Source organism: Actinomadura geliboluensis (assembly GCF_005889745.1).
Lineage (GTDB): Bacteria > Actinomycetota > Actinomycetes > Streptosporangiales > Streptosporangiaceae > Spirillospora > Spirillospora geliboluensis.
Genome location: NZ_VCKZ01000117.1, coordinates 1 through 21,758, shown reverse-complemented (window position 1 = coordinate 21,758; position 21,758 = coordinate 1). Strand labels below are relative to the sequence as shown.

General features: G+C 70.1%; 23 protein-coding genes and 1 pseudogene. 13 read left to right on the top strand and 11 right to left on the bottom strand.

The features are described from left to right. The 8 genes from ETD96_RS17760 to ETD96_RS45945 form a co-directional block, all read left to right on the top strand. Positions 1–918 (top strand): amidase family protein (locus tag ETD96_RS17760; protein ID WP_138637568.1); only part of this gene is annotated, 918 nt, incomplete at its 5' end. A gap of 41 nt (positions 919–959) precedes the next feature. Beyond that, positions 960–1,346 (top strand): hypothetical protein, encoded by a 387-nt coding sequence (locus ETD96_RS17755; RefSeq protein ID WP_138637567.1) that lies wholly within the window; start codon positions 960–962, stop codon positions 1,344–1,346. A 10-nt stretch (positions 1,347–1,356) separates the two neighbouring features. Continuing rightward, on the top strand, positions 1,357–2,190 hold the full coding sequence (locus tag ETD96_RS17750) for an AraC family transcriptional regulator (protein ID WP_240807774.1): 834 nt from the start codon (positions 1,357–1,359) through the stop codon (positions 2,188–2,190). A gap of 18 nt (positions 2,191–2,208) precedes the next feature. Then, positions 2,209–3,645: a pyridoxal phosphate-dependent decarboxylase family protein gene (locus ETD96_RS17745; RefSeq protein ID WP_138637566.1), complete on the top strand. Its 1,437-nt coding sequence runs from the start codon at positions 2,209–2,211 to the stop codon at positions 3,643–3,645. A gap of 9 nt (positions 3,646–3,654) precedes the next feature. Continuing rightward, positions 3,655–4,251: a class I SAM-dependent methyltransferase gene (locus ETD96_RS17740; protein ID WP_240807772.1), complete on the top strand. Its 597-nt coding sequence runs from the start codon at positions 3,655–3,657 to the stop codon at positions 4,249–4,251. Between the two features lie 4 nt (positions 4,252–4,255). Then, positions 4,256–5,521 (top strand): outer membrane protein assembly factor BamB family protein, encoded by a 1,266-nt coding sequence (locus ETD96_RS17735; RefSeq protein WP_138637565.1) that lies wholly within the window; start codon positions 4,256–4,258, stop codon positions 5,519–5,521. A gap of 596 nt (positions 5,522–6,117) precedes the next feature. Continuing rightward, complete coding sequence (locus ETD96_RS17730; protein ID WP_138637564.1) at positions 6,118–6,729, top strand: nucleotidyltransferase domain-containing protein; 612 nt, start codon at positions 6,118–6,120, stop codon at positions 6,727–6,729. Between the two features lie 186 nt (positions 6,730–6,915). Continuing rightward, a complete protein-coding gene (locus ETD96_RS45945) occupies positions 6,916–7,467 on the top strand; it encodes a Tn3 family transposase (RefSeq protein ID WP_338072565.1) in 552 nt (183 codons plus the stop codon). Here ETD96_RS45945 and ETD96_RS17720 read toward each other — a convergent pair. The 10 genes and pseudogenes from ETD96_RS17720 to ETD96_RS17680 all read right to left on the bottom strand — a co-directional run bounded on the left by ETD96_RS17720 (position 7,382) and on the right by ETD96_RS17680 (position 17,393). After that, positions 7,382–9,292, bottom strand: a complete 1,911-nt coding sequence (locus ETD96_RS17720) for an FAD-dependent monooxygenase (protein WP_138637563.1) — start codon at positions 9,290–9,292, stop codon at positions 7,382–7,384. The genes ETD96_RS45945 and ETD96_RS17720 overlap by 86 nt on opposite strands. Positions 9,293–9,299: 7 nt before the next feature. Next, positions 9,300–10,046 carry a class II aldolase/adducin family protein gene (locus ETD96_RS17715; RefSeq protein WP_138637562.1) on the bottom strand — a complete coding sequence of 249 codons (747 nt, stop codon included), beginning with the start codon at positions 10,044–10,046 and terminating at the stop codon, positions 9,300–9,302. 49 nt (positions 10,047–10,095) lie between these two features. Then, the gene (locus tag ETD96_RS17710) at positions 10,096–10,380 is read right to left on the bottom strand and encodes a Dabb family protein (RefSeq protein ID WP_171069082.1); all 285 of its coding nucleotides are present in this window, start codon (positions 10,378–10,380) and stop codon (positions 10,096–10,098) included. Positions 10,381–10,391: 11 nt separating this feature from the next. After that, complete coding sequence (locus ETD96_RS47605) at positions 10,392–11,021, bottom strand: aldehyde dehydrogenase family protein (RefSeq protein WP_274704623.1); 630 nt, start codon at positions 11,019–11,021, stop codon at positions 10,392–10,394. A 73-nt stretch (positions 11,022–11,094) separates the two neighbouring features. Further along, a pseudogene (locus ETD96_RS47600) lies at positions 11,095–11,910 on the bottom strand (aldehyde dehydrogenase family protein); the annotation flags it as partial. An 11-nt stretch (positions 11,911–11,921) separates the two neighbouring features. After that, positions 11,922–12,908 carry a dihydrodipicolinate synthase family protein gene (locus tag ETD96_RS17700; protein WP_138637560.1) on the bottom strand — a complete coding sequence of 329 codons (987 nt, stop codon included), beginning with the start codon at positions 12,906–12,908 and terminating at the stop codon, positions 11,922–11,924. Positions 12,909–13,032: 124 nt separating this feature from the next. Beyond that, positions 13,033–13,914, bottom strand: coding sequence for a VOC family protein (locus ETD96_RS17695; RefSeq protein WP_138637559.1), 882 nt, complete (start codon positions 13,912–13,914; stop codon positions 13,033–13,035). Positions 13,915–14,018: 104 nt separating this feature from the next. Further along, a complete protein-coding gene (locus tag ETD96_RS17690) occupies positions 14,019–14,870 on the bottom strand; it encodes an alpha/beta fold hydrolase (RefSeq protein WP_138637558.1) in 852 nt (283 codons plus the stop codon). Then, on the bottom strand, positions 14,870–15,811 hold the full coding sequence (locus ETD96_RS17685; RefSeq protein WP_138637557.1) for a VOC family protein: 942 nt from the start codon (positions 15,809–15,811) through the stop codon (positions 14,870–14,872). Before ETD96_RS17685 ends, ETD96_RS17690 begins: the two co-directional genes overlap by 1 nt. Before the next feature lie 25 nt (positions 15,812–15,836). Then, the gene (locus tag ETD96_RS17680; RefSeq protein ID WP_138637556.1) at positions 15,837–17,393 is read right to left on the bottom strand and encodes a bifunctional 3-(3-hydroxy-phenyl)propionate/3-hydroxycinnamic acid hydroxylase; all 1,557 of its coding nucleotides are present in this window, start codon (positions 17,391–17,393) and stop codon (positions 15,837–15,839) included. Positions 17,394–17,577: 184 nt separating this feature from the next. On the opposite strand from ETD96_RS17680, the gene ETD96_RS17675 reads away from it, so the two are divergent. Next, on the top strand, positions 17,578–18,243 hold the full coding sequence (locus tag ETD96_RS17675; RefSeq protein ID WP_205719326.1) for a TetR/AcrR family transcriptional regulator: 666 nt from the start codon (positions 17,578–17,580) through the stop codon (positions 18,241–18,243). A gap of 594 nt (positions 18,244–18,837) precedes the next feature. Here ETD96_RS17675 and ETD96_RS17670 read toward each other — a convergent pair. After that, positions 18,838–19,071 carry a hypothetical protein gene (locus ETD96_RS17670; protein WP_138637554.1) on the bottom strand — a complete coding sequence of 78 codons (234 nt, stop codon included), beginning with the start codon at positions 19,069–19,071 and terminating at the stop codon, positions 18,838–18,840. A gap of 905 nt (positions 19,072–19,976) precedes the next feature. On the opposite strand from ETD96_RS17670, the gene ETD96_RS45940 reads away from it, so the two are divergent. The 4 genes from ETD96_RS45940 to ETD96_RS47590 are packed head-to-tail and all read left to right on the top strand — an operon-like array spanning position 19,977 to position 21,314. Then, on the top strand, positions 19,977–20,243 hold the full coding sequence (locus ETD96_RS45940; protein ID WP_205719325.1) for a hypothetical protein: 267 nt from the start codon (positions 19,977–19,979) through the stop codon (positions 20,241–20,243). Between the two features lie 5 nt (positions 20,244–20,248). Continuing rightward, entirely contained in the window at positions 20,249–20,560 is a 312-nt protein-coding gene (locus ETD96_RS45935; protein ID WP_205719324.1) for a hypothetical protein, read from the top strand. Beyond that, positions 20,557–20,874, top strand: coding sequence for a hypothetical protein (locus tag ETD96_RS47595; protein WP_274704622.1), 318 nt, complete (start codon positions 20,557–20,559; stop codon positions 20,872–20,874). The genes ETD96_RS45935 and ETD96_RS47595 overlap by 4 nt, the downstream gene beginning before the upstream one ends. Beyond that, on the top strand, positions 20,871–21,314 hold the full coding sequence (locus ETD96_RS47590) for an ATP-binding protein (protein ID WP_338072566.1): 444 nt from the start codon (positions 20,871–20,873) through the stop codon (positions 21,312–21,314). Before ETD96_RS47595 ends, ETD96_RS47590 begins: the two co-directional genes overlap by 4 nt. Positions 21,315–21,758 lie beyond the last annotated feature (444 nt).

Below are 21,758 nucleotides of genomic sequence, written 5' to 3'. Positions count from 1 at the left end.
GGAGGGTCCGCCGCCGCCGTCGCCGCCGGCGAGGTCCTCGGCGCGCTCGGCACCGACACCGGCGGCTCGGTCCGGGTGCCCGCCGCGCTGTGCGGCGTGGTCGGGCTCAAGCCCCGCGCCGGCGCCGTATCGATGCGGGGCGTCGTCCCCTTGTCGCCTCTGCTGGACTCGTGCGGCGTCCTGGCGGCCGACGTCCGCGATGCCGATCTGCTGTGGCGGGCCCTTTCCCCCACCACCCCGCCCACGGCTCCGGGCACGTTGCGCGTCGGCGTGGCCACGGACGACACCCTCGGCGCCGTCTCCGACGAGGTCGCTGAAGCGGCGGCCAAGGCGGCCTCCGTCCTCGGCACGCGAAGCGACATCGAACTCACCCCCGTGTCGCCGCCCCCGTTCGACGACTGGGCGCCGGCTCGCATCATCCCTCTGCTCGCCGATATGCTCGAAACCCACGCTGGCCGGGACTGGTACCCGCGCCGGGCCGCGCTGTACGGGCCTGACACGCGCGCGGCGCTCGACACGGCGACGTCCTTCACGACCGCGGACCTCATCAAGGCTCTGCGCACGACGGCACGGCTCGTTGAACGTTTCATGGACTGCCTGATCGCCTGCGACGTCCTCCTCCTGCCCACTGTCGAGCGCACCGCACCGGAAAGACAGGAACTCTCGCGGCCGGAGCATCCCTACAACCCCTCCGCGCTCTTGCGCCTGTGCGCCCCGGTCAACTGGTGTCCTCTGGCCGCCATCAGCGTTCCGTGCGGAACCTCAGCGACAGGCTTGCCCATCGGCGTTCAATTCGTGGGCCGCGACGAAGCAACCGTCATCGAGTGCGCAGCCCGATACGAATCCGAACGACGTCCCATTGTGAGGGCAACAGAAGGAAGCCACTCCCGGGGACAACAGCCCAAACCGTTCCCGTAAAGCCAAGCCGAATAGGTGAATTTCGCAAAGGAGGTGAGAACTTGGCGGTCACAGACGCAGCGGCACGCCCCACGATGACGGGTGCGGTCGGGGCGGCCTACGCGGTGACGGTCCGCATTTTCGTCACTTTGCTCGTTCCGACGGGTGTCGTGCTGGTCCCGGGAGCAGTCGTGGCGGCCGACCTGTTCTTCGGCTGGGTCGGGCGGGAGGCGGTCCTGACCGACGACGGCTTTCGGCCATTGTTCACCTCATCGGCCGCGGTTGTCGGGACGGCGATGGCGATCGCGGTGGGGCTGGTGGCCCGCCGGACGGGCTGCCCGTCGCCGTGCACGTCGTCGGGCGCGAGGAGGCCGCCGTCATCACACGCGCGGCCCGCTCTCACGAAGCGGAAGCGCACCCGGAGGAGCCTTGACGAAAGCGCCCGGTAACGTGCCGAGGGTGGAAACGGCGGCGATCTGGTGGCGCCTCCGGGGGCTCGGGGGCTTGGACCTGATGCGGGCCCACTTCGTCCGGCACGAGTTCTCCCGGCACGGCCACGAGACGTTCGCGATCGGCACGGTGCAGGCGGGCACCGAGGAGATCTGGTTCCGGGACGGCGTCGAGCGGGTCGGCCCCGGCGGGCTGGTGGTCATCCACCCCGAGGAGGTCCACACCGGGACCGCGCCGGACCGCGGCGGCTGGCGCTACCGGGTGCTGTACCCGGCGGGCGAGGTCATGGCCGGGCTCGGCGGGACGCGCGGCACCCCCCGGTTCCGCGAGCGGGTGACCTACGCCGCCGACCTGGCCCGCCTCTTCGTCCGTGCGCACACGGCGACGGAGACCGAGGACGCGCTGACGGCGGAGACGTCGGTGCGCCTCGCCCTCGCCGCCCTCCTGCACAGGCACGGCACCGTGCGGGCGGAGGAGCCGGCACGCCGTCTCCGGGGACGGCACACCGCGATGGCACGCGAGATCCTCCAGGTTCGGATGGTCGATCCGCCGAGCCTGGAGGAGCTCGCTGCGGAGGTCGGGGTCGGCCCGTTCACCCTGCTGCGGTCGTTCCGCGACGCCTACGGCCTGCCGCCGCACGCGCTGCTGATCCAGCTGCGCGTCCGCGCGGCGCGGCGGCTGCTGGAGCGGCGGCTGCCGCCGGGCGAGGTCGCGGCCGAGGTCGGCTTCTTCGACCAGGCGCATCTGACCCGCCATTTCCGGCGGGCGGTCGGCGTCCCGCCGGGCGCCTACCAGCGTGCCGCCTGCGGAGTGCAAGATCGTACAAGCCCGGGCGCCCGATGACTCCCTAGGTTGGCCTCCATGCGAGAGGACAGCGAGTTGATCGCCCGTGGCCTGCCGCTGGAGCCGGATCGCCCGGCCGTCGAGGCGATGGGGCGGGCCGTGCTGGGACGCGTCGCCGCCTACGCCGAGTCGGCCGCGCACGCGCCGGCGAGCCACCCCGCGGAGAAGGGCCCCGCCCTGGACGACCTGCTGCGCCCTCCCCCTGAGGGGCCCGGCGACCTGGACGCGCTGCTCGACGTGTTCGACGGCGCCGCCCGGCAGGGCGTGGACACCTCGTCCCCCGGCTACCTGGCCTACTTCCCCGCGGGCGGGCTGGTGAGCTCCGCGCTGGGCGAGCTGCTCGCGCAGATCTACAACCGGTTCACCGGGGTCGCCGACCTGGCTCCGGCCCTGGTCGCCATGGAACACGGCGTATTGCGCTGGCTGTGCGAAGAGTTCGCGCTGCCGCCCGGCTCGGTCGGCATCACCACCACCGGCGGCTCCATGGCGACCTTGTCCGCGCTGGTCGCGGCCCGCCACGACCGGCTCGGCGACGCCATCGCCTCGGGCACGCTCTACGCCACCGAGCACACGCACTTCTGCGTGGAACGCGCCGCGCGCATCGCCGGGCTGCCCGACAGCCGCCTGCGCATCGTCCCCACCAGCGGGCTGCGCATGGATCCGTCCGCCGCCCGGGACATGATCAGGGCTGACCGGGCCCGGGGCCTGCGCCCGTTCCTGCTGGTCGGCACCGCGGGCAGCACGAGCACGGGCACGATCGACCCGCTCCCCGAACTGGCGGCGCTCGCCCGCGCGGAGGACCTCTGGTTCCACGTCGACGCCGCGTACGGAGGCGGCTTCCAGCTCACCCGACGCGGCCGCGCGCGGATGGCCGGGATCGAGCACGCCGACTCCATCGTCCTCGACCCGCACAAGAGCCTGTTCCTGCAATACGGGACGGGCGTGCTGCTGGTACGGAACGCCGGGGCGCTCGCCCGCGCGCACCGCGGCGGCGGCCACTACGTCCAGGACGTGCGGGCCGTCGGGGACCTGCCCGACTACGGCTACCTCGGCGCCGAACTGACCCGCGACTTCCGCGGCCTGCGGCTGTGGCTCCCGCTGCACCTGCACGGCGTCGCGGCGTTCCGGGCCGCGCTGGACGAGAAGCTCGACCTGGCCCGCCACGCCCACGCGGACCTCGCCGACGACCCGCTGCTCGATGTGCCGTGGGAACCCGACCTGACCGTCGTGACCTTCCGGATGCGCGGTGGCGAGGAACCCACACTCCGCCTCCTGGAGCGGGTCAACGCGACCGGCCGGATCTTCGTGTCCAGCACGCGCGTCGAGGACCGGCTCCTGCTGAGGATCAACCCCACGAGCCACCGCACCCGCGCGGATCACCTCCAGCGCGCACTGGCCCTCATCCACGAGCAGGCCCGGAAGAGCGTTTCTACGACCCTTGACGACCACAGGTGACCTGAACAGATGACGAACTACGCCCGCATGTACCGCTTCGGCATCACCCCCTGGGAGCGCTACGGCAAGGCCGCGGGGGCCGGCATCGCCGCGCTCCTGGACCGCGAGGAGGCGGACCGCTCGCGGCCCCTCGGCCGCGCCCTCGACCTCGGCTGCGGCCGCGGCCAGTTCACCCCCGAGCTGGGGCGCCGCGGCTGGCAGGCCGTCGGGATCGACTACGTCCCGGCCGCGATCGAGGCCGCCCGGCGCAAGCCCGCGGAAGGGACCACCTACGTGGTCGGCGACGTGACGGACCTGGCGGCGGCCGACCTCGGGACGTTCGAGTTCTTCCTCGACATCGGCTGCTTCCAGGGTTTCGAAGCCGAGCAGCGGCACGCCGTCGGCCGTGGCGTCACCGCACTCGCCGCTCCCGCCGCGACGCTGCTGATGCTCGCCTTCGGCGTCACCCGGCTCCGCTCGCGCATCGGCGGGGTGTCCCAGGCGGAGGTCGAAGCCGCGTTCCCCGACTGGGAGATGCTCGACGTCCGGCCCGCTGAGACCGCCGGGCTGGGCTGGCCGATGAACCGGACGTCCCCGCAGTGGTACCGGCTGCGCCGACGAAGCTGACGAGATGGGCGAGACAGCCGTGGGCCGGCGCGCCCCGCGACTCGCGCGGTCACTGCCCGCTCTGACGGTTGTGGTGGCCGTGGTCGCGTCGGCCGTGTTCGCATTCTGGTGGTTCAGCCCCTGGGAGTCCTTCCAGGGGCCACCGGGTGCGGCGCCCCGGCCTTTGGACGGAGTGCCGGTCAAGGGCATCGCCCGGTCCCGCACGGCGACGGCCCCCGTCCTCGTCGCGGGCATGCTGGTGGAGCGGCACGGCGGCGGCGTCCGAGCGGTCGAGCCGCGCACCGGCCGGACCTGGTGGGCCTTGCGCAGACCGGGACGCGTGCGGGCGAGCACGGTCGGCGCGGTCGACGGCGCACGGGCCGCCATCGTCTGGACCGACCGGCGCCTGACCATCATCGATGTCGCCACCGGCCGGCGGCGGCATGCGGAGCTGCCCGACCGGTCGCAGGACCGCACGCCGCACGGCGGCACCTCCGCCGACGCGGCGGTGGTCGGGCTCGCCGACCGGGCCGGGCACCCGATCGCCGCCGTCATCCAGAACCGCGGCGTCGACGCCTACGACGCCGCCTCCGGCCGCCGCCTGTGGTCCTGGAAGGCGCCGGCGCACTGCGGTTTCAACGAGCCGTCGGGAGCGGCGGCGACCGCCGCACTGTCCCTGACGGTCGGCTGTGAGCTCGCCCCCGACGCGCGGGACCGTCCGGTGGTGGACTACTCGGCGGCTTACACGACGCTGCTCGACGCCTCGTCCGGCCGGCCGGTACCGGGATTCGCGCGCTTCGGCCGCGGTCGCCTCGTCCCCGTGGGCGACCATCTCCTCCTGCAGCGTGAGGAGTCCCGCGGGTACCGGGTCGTCGATGCGCGAACGGCGAGAACGCTGTGGCGGCTTCCCAACGTTCGGGCCATCGCCTCGGGAGGCGACGGCCTGGTCGTCAGCACCACGCTGGACGGCCGGGAGGTGAGCCTCTACCGGGCCCGAGACGGCCGCCGCCTCTGGCGGTACCGCGCCGAGGACGACCGCGGTCAGCTTCGCCATTCCACGGTCGTCGACGGGCGGGTCTACGCGGTCGAGTTCGACGGTGGCGCCCGCGTCGTCGCCTTCGGCGAAGCGGGACAGGTCGCCGGGCGGCTGGACCTTCCCGCCGCCTTCCGGCGCGGCACCCCCGCGGTCATCGGCGGCGGCTACGGAACGCTCGTCGTGGAGGACGTCCATGCGAACCCGGGCCGCAAATCCAAGGCCCGCCCGTACGTGCTCCTGATCGGCGCGGAATGAGGGGTTGCGCCGCGCCGGCGACCCCGGCCTCTTATCCCAAGGTGCTTGGGGTCGACACCGGGCTCACCGCCGCCATCGAAGCGGCCGAACGCGGCCGGCGGGTGGCCGTCACCGAAGCGCATATCCGGGCCGCAGGCGCGCTCGGCCCCTGGCCGGCCGAACTCGGCGAGGCCATCGCCGCGCTGCCCGCCGAAGCCCCGGCGGAGGAGACGTCCCGGGCCTGGCTGCTCCGACACACCGACGCACCCTGCGGCCCAGTGGGCGTAGGCGTCGTCGAGCGTCATCCCCTGTTCGGCGCGGGACGTCGGACTGTGCCGTGCGCAACGTCTCAAGCTCGTCCAGGGCGCCCTCCCGCGAGACCAGGGTCGACTCAGCGGCGCCCAGCGCATCGCGCAGGCGGCGGGCGCGAGCGGCCGGAACCGCACGGCGCCGACCGGGACGTCCAGGGCCTTGGCGCCCTCGACATGGCTGTGGCCGGCGTATCCGCAAAGCGCAGAGGCGCGTACAACTCAACGTGACGGGACGGGCGACGAAGCTCGGAGAGCAAGGGCCTGACTTACAGGCCGTTCAGGTGAGCCGAGGAGATGAGCACTGTCATGGATCCGATCGTCGCTCCATACGGTCGCTGGGAGCCGGCAACCCCTGCGCAGGTCGCCTCGCTCTTTTCGGCCATGCCGTGTCCATGGTGGGTGGCCGGCGGATACGCGATCGAGCTCGCCGTGGGTCATCGCGTCCGCGACCACGACGACATCGACGTGATGATGCTGCGCCCGGACCAGCACCACTTGCACGGCGTCCTGCGCGGCTGGGAATGCTGGGCCGCCGACCCCTCGGGCGTCCTGCGGCCCTGGGGGCCCGCTGAGATCCTGCCGCCGACGGTCCACGACATCTGGTGCCGCCCGGGCCCGGACGAACTCTGGCGAATCCAGGTGATGCTCGACGAGACAAGAAACGGCGAATGGGCATCGCGACGCGACCCGGGTCTCCGCCGCCCTTTGGCCGGCATCGGGGACATCAGCCCGGACGGCATCCCCTACCTAGCACCCGAGATTCAGCTGTACTACAAAGCCGAACAGCCTCGGCCGAAGGACCAGATCGATTTCCTCGCGGCGTTGCCCTTCCTCACCGCCGAGCGGCGACACTGGCTGAACGAGGCCTTGTCTCGGAGCTTCGGTACGCACCCTTGGCAGGATCAGCTCATCGGTTGAAAGGGAGCACCGAAACCCGGCCTCAGGATCCTTTCGTCGCCTCTGGCGACTTCAGACGTGATCTCGTGATGCGTCGTTCCCGATCTAGGAGTTCTCAGCGCCCCGTAACCACGTCCGGTTCGGCGGGGGGGGGCGAGGAGACCGGCGCTGGAGACAGCGCACGGCGTCTCGTCCCCGACCCAAGACATGCAGGCACCTTCAGTCAGAGCGGCCCTTGAGGATCTCCGCTCTGTCCTGGGCGTTTTGATGGAAGTCCGCTTGGCAGCGGTGGAGTTCGCGTTCGGTGTGGCTCGCCGGCTCCGGTCAAGTCATGGTGATGTGCCCGTCCTTGATCGGGAGAGCCGGACGACGTCCTCGTCGTTGGTCTCACGGCCCTCGGCCCGGAGATGGACGACGGCGGCGTCCAGGTCGGTCTGTGCACAATGCTCGGCTTCCGCTTCGGCCCCCCGCTTCCGCGATCTTCAGGACCAGAGGTTCTGGCGAGCCGACCTGCCCGATGGGAAGGCGCCGGCGGCCGGGTACGGGCCGCTGGAGGTCGTCGCGCGCAACAAAGCGGACCTCAAGCGGATCGCCACGCACTGGCCGGACGGGCTCCGCGTCGCCGAGTCGCTCATCACGAACCAGGTTCGCCCCTACGACCTGCCGTGCAGGTTCAGCCGCGAGGGCCACCCGACCCCGATCGGCGCCGCAGCCGCGCGAAGAAGTCGGCCAGTTCGTCGGTCGCCGCCAGAGGCATGACATGCGCGACATACTGATCTGGTCGCACGAGGACAACGGCACCACCACGGTCGATCGCGCGCGCTTCGAAGATGTCGTCCTCCGGAATCGTGGCGTGGACCCGATCGAGGTCGGCCAGGGCGAAGGGACCGACCCTCGGCTTGAAGACCTCGGGCACCTGGGAGAGTTCGATCGCGTGGTGGTCTTGCTGGTAGACGACCTCAAGGTCGAACCAGTCGTGGGGCCTGACGCCTTCCGGAAGCCCGGTGAACGGCGAGTCGGAGGACGTCGTGAGCCATTCCGCGAGTTCGGCGACCGCGGAGCCGCCACCGCCGGGTGCCGCCTCGTCCGCGAACACGTAGATCCTCCAGCGCCCGTCGGCCGTCGCTTGATGCCCCAGATGCACGGGATTGGTGTCGGCCACGCGTCGTACCCTCGCGGAGGCGAAGCGCTGCCCGATCGGGAAGCCCTTGGCCAGGTCACGGTGCGTCGGACGGCCGACGATCATCGATGGGGCGTATTCCGTCCGGAATCCGGTGCGGAACTCCTCCGTGGCCTTGAAGTACTCCGGCAACTCCGCGGCGTCGGCGAACTCGTCGGCCTTCTTGGCCATCATCGACGACCACGCCTTGTCGAAGTCGATCAGGTTCTTCGCGATGACCTTGCGTTCCGCGCCGTACGTGGCGAGCAGCGCCTCCGGCGCCCGTCCGTCCAGGACGTGGCCCAGCTTCCAGCCGAGGTTGAATCCGTCCTGCAGGGAGACGTTCATTCCCTGGCCGCCTTTGGCGCTGTGCGTGTGGCAGGCGTCGCCCAGGATGAACACGTGCGGCAGACGGTCGCCGGTCTCCGCCGGCGGCACGTCGTCGAACTGATCGGCGAGCCGGTGTCCGACCTCGTAGACGCTGAACCAGGCCACCTTCTTCACGTCCAGCGAGTACGGACGCAGGATCGCGGCGGCCTTCGCTATGACGGCCTCCACCGGCGTACCGCGCACCTTTCCCGCGTCGTCGGCGGGCACCTCACCCAGGTCGACGTATAGGCGGAACAGGAACCCGCCTTCGCGGGGAATGACCATCATGTTGCCGCCGCTGCTCGACTGGATGGTCGACAGCAGTCGGATGTCGGGGAAGTCGGTGTCGGCCAGGATGTCGAGAACGCCCCACGCATGGTTCGCGCTGTGGCCCTCGAACTGGCAGCCGATGGCCTGGCGCACCCTGCTGTGCGCGCCGTCGGCCCCGACGAGGTACTTCGCACGGACCTGGAATTCCTTGCCGGCGGTCTCTCCCGCCGAGTAGGCCAAGGTGGCGAGCACCGGGTGCTCGATTCCGGGGAGGACCTTATGGCTCACGTACTCCACGCCGAAGTCCGGACGCATCCTGGTCGGCGAGTTCGCCATGAACTCGGCGAAGTAGTCGAGTACGCGCGCCTGGTTGACGAGGATGTGCGGGAACTCGCTCAGACCTTTGGGGTCGTCGGGCGACCGGCCGGCCCTGGCGATGCGCGTGGGATCGTCCGGGTCCGGCTGCCAGAAGGCGAACTCGGTGACGTGGTGCGCCTCGGCGGCCAGCCGGTCCGCGAAGCCGAACGCTTGGAAGGTCTCGACACTCCGCGCCTGGAGCCCGTCGGCATGACCGGTCCGCAGGCGCCCCACGCGGCGCTCGATGATGCGCGTGCTGATCCGGGGGAACTGTGAGAGCTGGGCCGCGGTTATCATTCCGGCCGGTCCGGTGCCCACGATGAGAACGTCGACCTCGTCGGGGAGGCCGTCGGGACGGTTCAGCCCGACACCGGCGGCGGGCTGGACGCGGGGATCGCCCGAGACGTATCCGAAGTGATGGAACTGCATGCCGGGCTCACTCCCGCCCGGTGCCGGGCGCCTGGTCCGCTGCCGGGATGCCAGGGCGCGCCCGCTCGCACCAGACGTCCCACGCTCGGACGGCCTGGCCGCTGATGGTCGCGTTCGCCGCCGCCGCTTCACCGGCCGAGAGGTACCGCGGGTTTCCGAGAGCGAGCGCCGTGGCCTGGGCATGCGCGTTGGCCTCGGTGTAGACCGCCCGGTAGACGACCTCCTGCAGCGAACCGCCGACGGCGACCGAGCCATGGCCGCGCATCAGCGCGACGGGTGCGTCCCCGAGCGTCCTGGCGAGCGCGGCACCGAGCGACGACGAGGTGATGAGCAGGTCGCTGGCGTCTCCGGCGACGTCGCTGATCTCGAAGACCGGTGTCGTCCGTCCCCCGAGGAACCCGGCCATGTGGAGGATCGGCCGCAATCCGGTGTCGATGACGCTGAACGGCACGACCGAGGGCGAGTGGCTGTGCACGACCGCCATGACGTCCGGGCGGCGGCGGTAGATCTCCGCGTGGATGAAGCGTTCCAGGTAGGGGCGGCGCGGGTCGTCGGTGCGCCCGTCCAGATCGTGCTCGAGCAGGTCGGACGCGGTCACCGATCCCGGAGCCAGGTTCCGTGACAGCCAGAACGTGTCGGCGCGCGGGGCGGTCCGCACACTGACGTGCCCGAAGGCGTCGAGGACGCCCTGGCGGACAAGGATGCGGTTCGCGGCGACCAGGTCCGCTGCCTGTGCCGCTGTGAGCGTGGTCATGAGGTCGGTACTCCGGGTGGTTCGTCACGTGCGGTCATGAGCTGTGCGGTCATGAGCTGAGGAACACCACGCCGGCGCGCTCGGCCATGATGGGCTGGATGAGCTCGCGCACCACCTGCTGGTGGGCAGGGTGGTCACGGAACTCGAGATAGCCGGCCTCGTCGTCGAACTCGGTCAGCGAGGAGAACTCGAAGTTGTCCGGCCGGATCCGCAGGTCCCTGCCCATCCGCATCGACCGGATGGTGCCGATCTGGTTCCGCAGGGCCAGGAGGCCGTCGGCCATCCGCTGGATCTGCTCGTCCGTGGTGCCCTCGTGGAAACGCAGGGAGATCACGTGGTGGAGCATCATCGCCCTCTGCGCGGGACGCTGACCGTCTTGGACTGCGTGAAGGAGAGGATCTCCTCGAGGCTCTCCTCCTTGCCCAGGCCCGAGGCCTTGACACCGCCGAACGGCAGTCCGGGGAAGTGACGCGAGGAGTCGTTGATCCACACGTATCCGGCCCGCAGATCCTCGGCGAACCGGTGCGCCCGGTCGACGTCCTGGGTCCACACGCTGGCGGTCAGGCCGTAGCGGACGCCGTTGGCCACCTCGACCGCCTCGTCGTCGGTGTCGAAGGTGAGCACCGAGAGCACCGGACCGAAGATCTCCTCTTGCGCGATCGTCATGGCGGGCGTGACGCCGGAGAACACGGTGGGCGCGATGAACAGACCTTCGGGCAGGTGAGCGGGGCGGCCACCGCCGATGGCGACGACGGCTCCCTCCTCACGGCCCATGCCGATGTAGCGGCTGACCCGCTCGAAGTGCTCGCGGGAGACGAGTGCGCCCATCTGGGTGGACTCGGAGACCGGCACGCCGACCTCGATCTGCTCGACGAGCTCGACGACGCGCGCCAATACCCGGTCGGCGATCGACCGGTGCACCAGGAGCCGCGAATTCGATCCGCAGGACTCGCCCTGGGTGGCGGTGAAGTTCATGCCGAACACGGCGCCCTGGGCGGCCGCCTCGACGTCGGCGTCCTTCCAGCACGACCATGGCGTTCTTGCCGCCGAGCTCCAGGCTCACGTGCTTGACGCCCACCCCTGCGGCGACCCGCTGGATGTCCCGCCCGGTGCGCTCGCTGCCGATGAACGCGATCCGCTCGATCTCCGGGTGGGCGGCGATCGCCACGCCCGGGGCCGGGCCGGCGCCGTTGACGATGTTGACCACGCCGGGAGGCAGCACCTCCGCGATCAGCTCGCCGAGCCGAATCGCCGACAGTGGTGCCTGCGGCGGCGGCTTGAGAATGACGGCGTTGCCCGCCATCAGCGGCGCGCCCAGCTTTCCCGCCCCGAAGAAGACCGGGTGGTTGAACGGGATGATCCGGCCGACGACCCCGTAGGGCTCGGGCCGCGAGTAGTGGAGACCGGTCCCGGCGCCCGGGTAGGTCTCGCCCTTGATCATCAGCGCCCAGTCGGCGAACATCTCGAGGTGATCGGCCGCCCACAGCGCGTCCTTGCGCATCGCGGTGACCGAGCTGCCGCCGTCGAGGGCGTCGAGCAGGCCGAGTTCGTCGGCGTTGGCCCGGATGTGCGCGGCAAGCTCGCGGAGCGCCGAGGCCCGCCCCTGGGGCGAGTAGCGGCGCCACCTCTCAAAACCGCGCCGGCCCGACCGTACGGCGGCTTCGACGTCCGCCTCACCGCCGTCCGCGACCTCCGCCAGGGGGAGCTCGGTGGCCGGGTCGAACGTGGTGAAAGTCGCTCCGCTCGCGGCCGGGCGCGGCTCGTTGTCGATGAGCAGGCCCCAATCGCGGGAGCGGATCGCCTCGAGCGTCGCCCGGTGCGGCGCGTACTCGTCCGAGTAGGGCGTCGTGGCAGTGGTTGACATGGGCTTCCTCGTCACTTCTGGGTGTCCGTCCCGACCCCGGTGAGCCGCGCGCGCAGCTCACGCCAGCGCTCTGCGCACTGGGCGGACGCGGCGGCGTACTCCTCCGGCAGGTGGTGGTACGGGGACCGGACCGGGCCGGGCCGGCAGTAGCCGGCGGCGGCGATGCGGGCCTTCTCGATCTGGGTGTTGTAGGAGGCGAAGACCTCCTGGTCGGCGAAGAGGTGCGCCAGCGGCTCGTTGGCCCACGCGATGTCGGCCGCCGCCTTGCCGGCGGCCTCCGCGTCGCCACGCGTGAGCGCCTCCATCAGGGCGATCGAGGGCTCGGGTCCCATCCCCGCGGCGGTGGCCCAACAGGCGGTGGTGGTCTTGGGCGCACGTGCGGCGAAGTCGTGCACGACCATGTCGCTCGGGACGAAGTTCACCTTCTCCCCCGTGGCCTCCAGCATGCGGTCCAGGTGCGGTGCCCGGGACACCTTCGCCGAGGTGACGGTGGGCGCCTCGGCGGACACCCCCTGCCAGAACTCGACGGGGAACGTGTAGCGGAAGGCACGGGCGTTGGCGTAGACCATGAGCGCGAGATCGGGGAACGCCTCGCTCGCCTGGGCGAAGTAGTCCACCGCCATCTCGGTGGTCAGCGGCTGCCATATGGGCAGGCCGAGGAGGGCGCCCGTGGCGCCGGAGTCCGCCACCTTCCGCAGCCGACGGGCCGTGCCATGGCCGCCGGCACCGGTCGCGCCCACGAACGTGGGCACCCGGCCGGCGACCGCCTCGACGACCGTGTCGACGACGATGTCGAAGTCCTCCTCGCTCAGGGCCGGGCACTCGCCCGTCGTGCCCACGGCGATGATCCCGGAGACTCCGTCGCGCACGAGCCGGTCGACGACCCGGGCCGTTTCGTCGACATCGACGGTGTTCCGGGCGTCGAGCCGCTCGGCGCCGGGCAGCGCCGGGGTCGGGATGATGCCGTACATGCCGTTGATCTCCGCCGCCGTGATCACGGTCGGGCTCCCTTCCCGGCGGCCGGACGGGCCGTCTGCTGCTTCGTCGACATCGACACTCCCTCTCACACGCCCTACGGCGTGATTCGCACTTGTTCCTTCGGTCGCTCACAGAGCGACCAGGTCACTTCGTGAAGTCCGGTGGCGGCGGGCCGGCGTACCCCCAGGTGTCGCCCTTCCACTCCTCGCCCCAGAACCTCGCCTCCAGCGGGCCCCCCATCTCCTCCTCGACCTGCTCGAGCTCGGCGTAGTACTCGATGAACACGCCTGCCGGGTCGGCGTAGTAGGTGAAGATGTTGCGCCCGGGCCCGTGACGCCCCGGACCCCACACGCAGGCCGTGCCCTCACGGGTGAGCGCGCCGAGTGCCGTCATGACGCTGTCCATCTCGACGACGTCGAACGCGATGTGCTGAACGCCGGTGCGCTCGGAGTCGCAGACGGCGAGGCTGTGGTGATCTCGGTTGCAGCGCATGAACGACATGCCGCGCGCGGTCCGGTCGCTCACCTTCAGCCCGAGCGCCGCGTAGAAGCGCTCCAGTACTGCTCGCTGGGGGGAGTTGAGGACCACGTGGCCGAGCTTGCGGGGCGCGACGATCCGCGCCCGGTGGCTCTCCTCGGTGAACTCCGCCCCGTACAGCAGCTGCACCACATTGCCGTCCGGGTCGCGGACGGCCGCACCGGCCTGGTGGCCGGGTCCGACGGCCTCCCCGGGCTCACGCACCACCTGGCCGCCCGCGGCCACGGCCGCCTCGACGGCCCCGTCGAGGTCGGCACGGGTCGCGACGTCGAAGGAGATGTGCACGAGCTCGCCCCGTTCTGCCCCGGCGGGCGCCTGTTCCAGGGAGAGGCCGTGGTGCGGGGACGTCAGCGCGCGGAAGTACCGACGCCGGGAGTCGCCGTCGCCGTTGACGAGGGCCAAGCCCCAGCGATCGACGTAGAAGTCCTCCGTTCGGTCAAGGTCGGGCACCGCTAGGGCGATGTTGTTGAGGGTCTGCACACGGACCATGGGAAGCCTCCGGTTCGGGCTCTGCGGAAAGGCGTACGGCGGGGGCCGGGAGACCTTCCTTCACAGGCGGCCCATGGGACTCGGGGGGCCGCCTCTGGGCCCCGTCAGTGATTGCGGACGAAGTCAGCCACGAGCCGGTTGAACTCGTCGGCGTGCTCGAGCTGGGCCCAGTGGCCGCAGCGGTTGATGATGTGTGCCCGCGAATCGGGGATGCCGGCCGCCAGGAGGAGCGCGGTCTCGAAGGAGACGACCCGGTCGTCGCGGCCGTGGATCAGCAGCGCCGGCGCCGAGATCTCCGGGAGCCGCCTGGGGTCGGCCCAGATCGTGATCGGCGCCTTGGGCCCGTGCTTGGCGACGTTCGCGAGATGCTCCGGGCGCTTGGCCACGGCGGCCGAACGCTGCTCGGACAGCTCGGGGGTGGCGAACCGCTCCTTGTCGTAGACCATGATCTCGACCAGCCGCATCATCTGCTCGGGGCTGGGGTCGGCGTAGCTCCTGGCCATGACCTTGAGCCCCTCGGTCGGACCGCCGCCGGCACCGAAAAGGATGGGCTTCATCTGGATCGGGGCGCCCATGGTGATCAGGTGAGACACGCGCTCGGGCCGCTCGATCGCCATCCGCAGCGACGCATGGCCGCCCATCGAGTTGCCGACGAAGGCGGCCTTGTCGATGCCGAGCGCGTCGAGGAACTCGCAGATCACCTCGACGTGGTCGTAGGTCGCGAAGTCGGCCTCGTCGGACTGGCCCCAGCCCGGGAGGTCGGGGGCGATCACCCGGAAGCCGGCCGCGGCGATGGGCTCGATGTTCGGGTTGTAGTTGCTCCAGCCGGTCGCGCCGGGACCGCCGCCATGCAGCAGGAGGACGGGGTGCCCGTCCGCCGGGCCGGCCTGGTTGTAGTGGATGTTCCAGCTCTTGGTCCGGACGTCCTTGGCGACGTCCGCTTCGGTGAGAGCCATCAGCGGGCACCTTCCGGGGGCATGTTGGTGAAGGGGGCTTGGCCGAGCAGGCCGTGAACCATCTCCGGCGGACGGTGGCCCCAGCTACTGAGCTTGCCGAGGGTCTCGACCTGCCAGGTCTCGTCGTCGATGAGCAGCCCGCCCCAGCCGTACTCGACGGAGAAGCCGGAGGGGGTACGGACGTAGAAGCTGAACATGCGGTCGTTCGGGTGCATCCCGAGCGTCATCTCGAACGGCTGCTTGGCGTCCATGCACCGGTCGTAGGCCATGCCCACGTCGCGGATGTCGCTGACCTCGACCATGAAGTGGTGCATCTTCTTCGGGTGCGGCATGTTGCCGAAGGCCACGGAGTGGTGGCGCGGGTTGCAGTGCAGGAAGACGACGTCGGCGACGATCCCGGGAGCGACCTCCTCGACGATGAAGTCGCTGATCCTGAAGCCGAGGATGTCCATGTAGAAGGCGAGGTACTCCTCGCGGCCGACGCCCTTGGACACCAGCACCTCGTGGCCCGCGCCGCCGGAACCGGTGACGAACTTACCGAGCAGCGCGTCCGATCGGAAAGGAGTCTCGGCGTCGGCGAAGCCGGTGACCAGCTCGAGCCGGTTACCGAGAGGGTCGGCGGTGATCACGATGCGGTCGACCTGTCGGGCGGTGGCGAGGGCGGAGCCGCCCTCGGTGACCTCGACACCGGCGCCGCGCAGCTTCTCCACGATCCGGTCGAGCGAGCCGCCGCTCTCCACCGCGTAGCCGGTGGCGGCCAGGTCGTCGGCCGGACCCTCGGTGCAGAGCCAGCGATACGCCTTCTCGTCGGTGCGGAAGCTGATCGAGCCGGCGTCCTTGTGGCCGACCTGCATCCCCAGCAGGCCCGCGGCGAAGTGCTCCCAGTCGGCGAGGTCGCTGACCTCGTACACGACGTACGCGAGCTCCTTGACTCCAGACATCTGTTCCTTCTCTCGGGTGTGGGGGTCAGAACGCCGGAACCGCGAGCCCGGCCTTGTCGGACGCGGCGACGAACTTGTCCGGTCGCAGGGCGATCGCCTGGACGCCGTAGCGGGCGAACCAGCCGAGAAGCACCTCTTCGAGATCGACCAGCTCGTCGGGGCCCTGGGTGTAGGCGGTCTTCGGCCGGATGGTGAGGTAGCGGGCGCCCAGCGCGTCCCACTCCGCCTTCTCCTCGGCGCTGAGCAGCGTCCGGGGGTCGGTGTCGGCGCCCAGGAGGACGAAGCCGTCACCGAGGAGCTCGTCGAGCCGCCTCATCAGGCCCACCGTGTCGCCGACCACCGGCTGCGGGATCATCCGTCCGACGATGGAGGCGTCCTCCACCTCGCCGCGCAGCCAGCCCCCGGCGTCGAGGACGGGCGGCGCCATCATCGGTTCTTCGTAGGGCGTCACGGTGTTCTCCGGCACCGCGTTCATCGCCTCGAGTTCCTCGGGTGAGACCTGCTGCTTGATCACGCGGCCGAACTGGACGGCGAGCTGCGTGAAGAACTCGACGTTGGGGCGACGTTCGGCCTCGTAGGTGTCGAGAATCGCCACGTCCATCTCCCCGCGCAGGACCCGGGTGAGCTTCCAGGCGAGGTTGTGGGCGTCGCGCATGCCGGACTGCATCCCCGCACCGGCCCACGGCGGCATCAGGTGGGCGGCGTCGCCGGCCAGGAAGACCCGGCCCAGGCGCCAGGTCTCGGCCGCGCGGACATGGTGTCGGTAGAACGCGTGCTGGTGGATCTCCACGTCGTCGGGCGTCATCCCCATCGCGTCGAGCAGCGGCCAGACCTGCTCCGGCGTCCGGAAGTCGGCCTCGGTCTCGCCCGGCCTCAGCGGGATCTCCCAGCGGTGGTTGCCCGCGGACAGCGCGATGTCGACGACCGGCCGCTCCTTGTCGCTCCAGAAGGTGAGCAGGTCGCGGTCCGGCCACCAGCGCTTGACGCGGCAGTCGATCACGATCCACAGCTGCGGGTCGGTGTCGCCCAGCATCGGAATGCCCAGCAGTTTCCGGGTCAGGCTGGAGCCGCCGTCCGCGGCGAGCGCGTATCGGGCCCGGGTGGTGGTCTCCGCGCCGGTCGCGCCATCACGAGCGGTGACCGTCACGCCGGTGTCGTCCTGTTCGACGCCGATCACCTCGGCGCCGTAGCGCACCTCGATGCCGCCGGCCTCCTCCGCGCAGCGGCGCAGCTCGGCCTCCATCGTCGGCTGGTAGATGCTGAAGAAGCGCGGCTTGGTGTTGCGCGTTCCGAGCGCTGAGGGCGGTTGCTTGGCACGGAGGATCTCCCGGCCGTCGTAGGTCTTCCAGCGCAGCTGGTCCTGCGGCTCGATGACCTTCTCGATCTGCTCGTCGATGCCGAGGTCCTGGAAGATCCGCATCGTCCAGTCGTTGATCGTGACGGCTCGGGCGCGGGCGTAGATGTCGTGGTCCCGCTCGAAGGCGATCACGGACGCTCCCTTGGTGGCGAACGACAGTGCGCCGACCAGGCCGGTCGGACCATAACCGATGATCGCGACGTCGGCGTCGAAGTCTTCAGGCATGCGATGCTCCTCCAAGAGTTCGACCGAGCGGTCGATTTCTTGGTGAGGAGTGTCACGGTCGCAGCGGGTTTCGGTCAACCGCCAGATCGGGGTTTCTGGTTTGCGGAATTCCCTTGGCAAGCGGGCCCGCATGTGGCTTGTCCGCCCTGCCAGGCGACGTGTTCGGCCGCCGTATGCTTCGGGGGTGGACAGGCAGCGGGTCAGCAACCGGCGGGGGAAGCGCTCACGCGAGGACATCCTTGAAGCGGCCTCACGCATCATGGGGAAGCGGGGCTACGCAGCCACACCGCTCTCCGTCGTCAGCAGCGAGATCGGGCTGGCGAAGAGTGTGATCTTCCACCACTTCCACACCAAGGGCGGGCTGCTCTCGGCGGTGATGGAGCGCGGCATGAACGACTTCTTCCGGGCCATGAGCGCCGCGCACGCCGACCCGCCCGTCGGCGGCACCCCCCAGGAACGGCTGAGCTGGTTTCTCGGCCGGGCGGCCGGAGTGCTGACCGAGCGGGAGGAGTTCCTCCGCCTGCACATGTTCCTGATCCTCAGCGAGGACAACGACGAGGCCGAGGCCGAGGTGAAGGAGACGATCGACAAGGTGCGCCGCGAGGGCAGGCGCCATATGCATCACATGATCCGGGAGTCCTTCCACGACGAGGGCCCGGAGATCGCCGGGGCGGTCGCCGACAGACTCGAGTACATCGGCATGGCCGGGATCGACGGCACGTTCCTCGCGGTTCAGGCTGAGGAGGGCCGCTCGATGGCCGATGACATGGAACTGTTGGCCGAGACCATCGCACTGATGGGAGAGCGGCTCGCGGCAAGGCTGCGGTCCGCCGCGCCGACATACAAGTGAACCAGGCTTGGAACTCGACAACACTGCCCGCCCCGGCCCCCCGCACGCCGCAATCGCCCACCTGCGTGTTCATCGATTCCGCGAGGTAGCGGACAAAGGCCGCAGGAACTGCGGGACCGGGACCGCGGGGTCCTCGGCCCGACGTCTACGCAGGTACTCCCGGTTGGGATCGACAAGCGTGGGACGGTATTGGGGCGCCCGCCGCATCTGCTCGGGCTCGTCGACCCGCGCATGGCGTTTGACGGTGTTCAGGGCCAGGTTCAGCCGCCGGGCACATTCCAGGAGCCCAACACCCGCACCGAGTAGATCGTGGACCTGCTGCCACCGGGCCAGGGTGGTGGCCCTTCCGCCGTCGAGTCTGCGTACCCGGGAGGCACTGGCCCAGCAGCCGCTGTGGACGGCGACCTCCTTGCCGCCGGCTTGGGCGAAGTTGTGCCAGATATGCCACCGATCCCCGACCTGCAGGGCGCCGGGCAGGGCCTGGTGCACGGCGTCGGCGTAACCTGCGGCGCCGTCCCGGCAGACGACCTAGGCGTGGACGGAGTTGTTCGACTACGTCAGCACAACACCGCACATCCCCACCGTGGAGAACGTCTACGCGTCGAGTTGAAGGCCCTGGCAGCGAGCCAGAATGACGCAGCCCCTCTCGCCGTCCTGGCCGAGGATGCCGGACACCGTGCCGAGAAAGACGGAGACGAGGAAGCGGCCGTCGCCGCCTACCGCGAAGCCGTCGCCGCAGGCAGCACCGACCCCAGAGTCGCTGATCGACTCAGCATCTGGCTGGTGAAGCAGGGACTCTACGCCGAAGCTGTTGATCGGTGCGACCAAGACACTGTTGCAGGCTGTGTTCGGAGACGGCGCTCGATCCTTTACGCTGTAGATCACCACATCGCGAGGCGCGCCGATCTGGGAGCGGCACTGCATCGAGGTATTCCGCCACGCCGAACGTCTCCCCACGCTAGGTCAGGACCACCACATCCAACCTCAAAGATCACAGAGAGTGACATAACGTCGGATGCGATCTGGTGACTCCATTCGGGCTGACATAAAGGTGTCCTCCCAGATTCCTCCCAGTTGCACGCACTGGCCTCCTGCGAGGCCGTGAACGGCACGCTGTGCAGCGGCGTCCACCAACAGCGCCACTCCTCCGGCTCCTGGGATCCACCGGGAAGGTGATGCCGATGCGCATCGGGAGGGCAGACCGTCATCGTCCCAGGTCAACCGGATGGCAACCTCTTGGCACGGGGGCCGGATGACGGCAGAGCACACGTCTCACCAGCACACCAAGGGACCAGCCTCAGGCCGTCCATCTGACCACATTCGAACCGGGGCAGAGTCAGCGCCCCAGACCTGCCCCATGACCCCCAACACACGCACTCCGAGTCACCGAAGCGCGACTGACCTGGAGTGACGATCCACGAACATGTGACCACTTCGGTAGGGACACGACCGATCATTCACCGCCTCCACCACTTTCCGACATCAGCGCAGGTCAGGTAGAGAGCTTGAGTGCACCACAGAGCAACTCAGGGAAGATCAAGGTTGCGATCTCCCACGATTAACACCTCGCCCCCTGCCGACTGGCATAGCGCTGAGTAGTCATCCCAGCGAGGCAGCCTGCGCGTAGCCTGCTCTGATTAGTCGTGTATCTGACTACGGGACGCTCCCTCGATCGGCTTCAGATCAGCCTCCGCACCAACCGCTACTCGGTGCCGGTACGGCTGATCGGCTAAATGGGCCAAGTCGTGCTGCACGCCTCGGAGCTCGTCGTCTACGACGGACGCGAGGAAGTCGCCCGGCACGAGCGGCTCCGCGCCAAAGGCGACCGGCGCTTGGAGTTGGACCACTATTTGGGGGCCCTGGTTCGCAAGCCCGGCGCGCTGCCGGGCGGGTTCGCGCTGGAACAGGCCCGCGCCGCGGGCAAGTTCACCCCCGTCCACGACGCCTGGTGGGCGGCAGCCAGCAAGGCCCACGGCGACCGCGAAGCACCCGCGCCCTGATCGACGTGCTGCTGCAGATCAACCACGAGCACATCGTCGCCGGGATCGCCGCGGCGTTGCGGGCCGGCGCGCTCGCCGCCGACGCGGTCGCGCTGGAGGCCCGCAAGGCCGCCGAGGCCGACGACTCCGGCGATGTCGGCGCCCCCGAACCAGCGGCGTCGGCCAAGGCCGCGACGGTGGCCTCGCTGACCGAGCGGTGGCCGGCGCAGCTGCCGCCCGACCGGCGGCCGCTGCCGTCGGTGGCCCACTACGACCAGCTCCTGCGCCGCCGCCCGCCCGCCAGTCAGGGACCGACCAGCCAGGAAGAGGCCCGATGACCAGCATCAACCGCAATCGCGGACTGACCGAACAAGCCGCCGAAACAGCCGTGGACAGCGCCTGCCGGATGCTGCGGCCGCCCACCGTCCGCGCCAAGTTCCCCGAACTGGCCGAGGCCGCCGTCCGCGACCAGATGACCTACCGCGGGTTCCTGGCCGAGATAGGTCATGGCCGAGTGCGACGACCGCAACCGCCGCCGCTCCGAACGCCGCATCAAAGCCGCCGCCTTCCCCCGGCAAAAGACGCTGCGCGAGTTCGACTTCGACGCCAACCCCAACATCGACCCCGCCACCGGGCGAACCGCTCTGCCTGATCGGCGACTCCGGCACCGGCAAATCCCACCTGCTCATCGCACTGGGCACCGAAGCCGCCATGGCCGGCTACCGGGTGAAATACACCCTGGCCACCAAGATGGTGAACGAGCTGGTCGAGGCCGCCGACGACAAGCAGCTCAACAAGACCATCACCCGCTACGGCCGCGTCGACCTGCTCTGCATCGACGAACTCGGCTACATGGAACTCGACCGCCGCGGCGCCGAGCCGTTGTTCCAGGTCCTGACCGAGCGCGAGGAGAAGAACAGCCTGGCCATCGCCTCCAACGAAGCCTTCAGCGGCTGGGCCAAGACTTTCACCGACCCGCGCCTCTGCGCCGCCATCGTCGACCGCCTCACCTTCGGCGGCACCATCATCGAGACCGGCACCGACGCCTACCGGCTCGCCCAGACCCGAGCCCGGGAGCACGCTACCGGCTGACCCCCGCCACAGCTCACCCAAGGGGGCACGGACGAAAGTCGTAGCCCAACGGTGGCGAAACGACCCCGGAGCTGGCAGATTTCGGGTCTTTGTCGTTGTGGAGGTCAGTCTTCTGTGACTGCTGGGACCGAGGGGAAAGGCGCCAGGAGGGCGCCTCACCCCTTGGGTCTGGTTTGTGGTGGTGTTTCAGCGTCGTGAGCGCCGGTGATTCAGGCTGCGGGGCGGGTGATGTGCCCGGTCGATCCGACGTCACCAGTCGGTGATCACGCCCAGGCGGGATCACGGCCGGTCAGGCCGAGGATGCGGTCCAAGGTGGGTGGACCGCCCCGGCGATGTTGGAGGCTCAGATTGTTGGTTCTCAGCCGGTCTAGGTCGCTGTGCCACGTGACCGGTTGAACGCTTCCTCGTACTCGCGCGGGGGAATGTTCCCGCAGTAAGAATGTA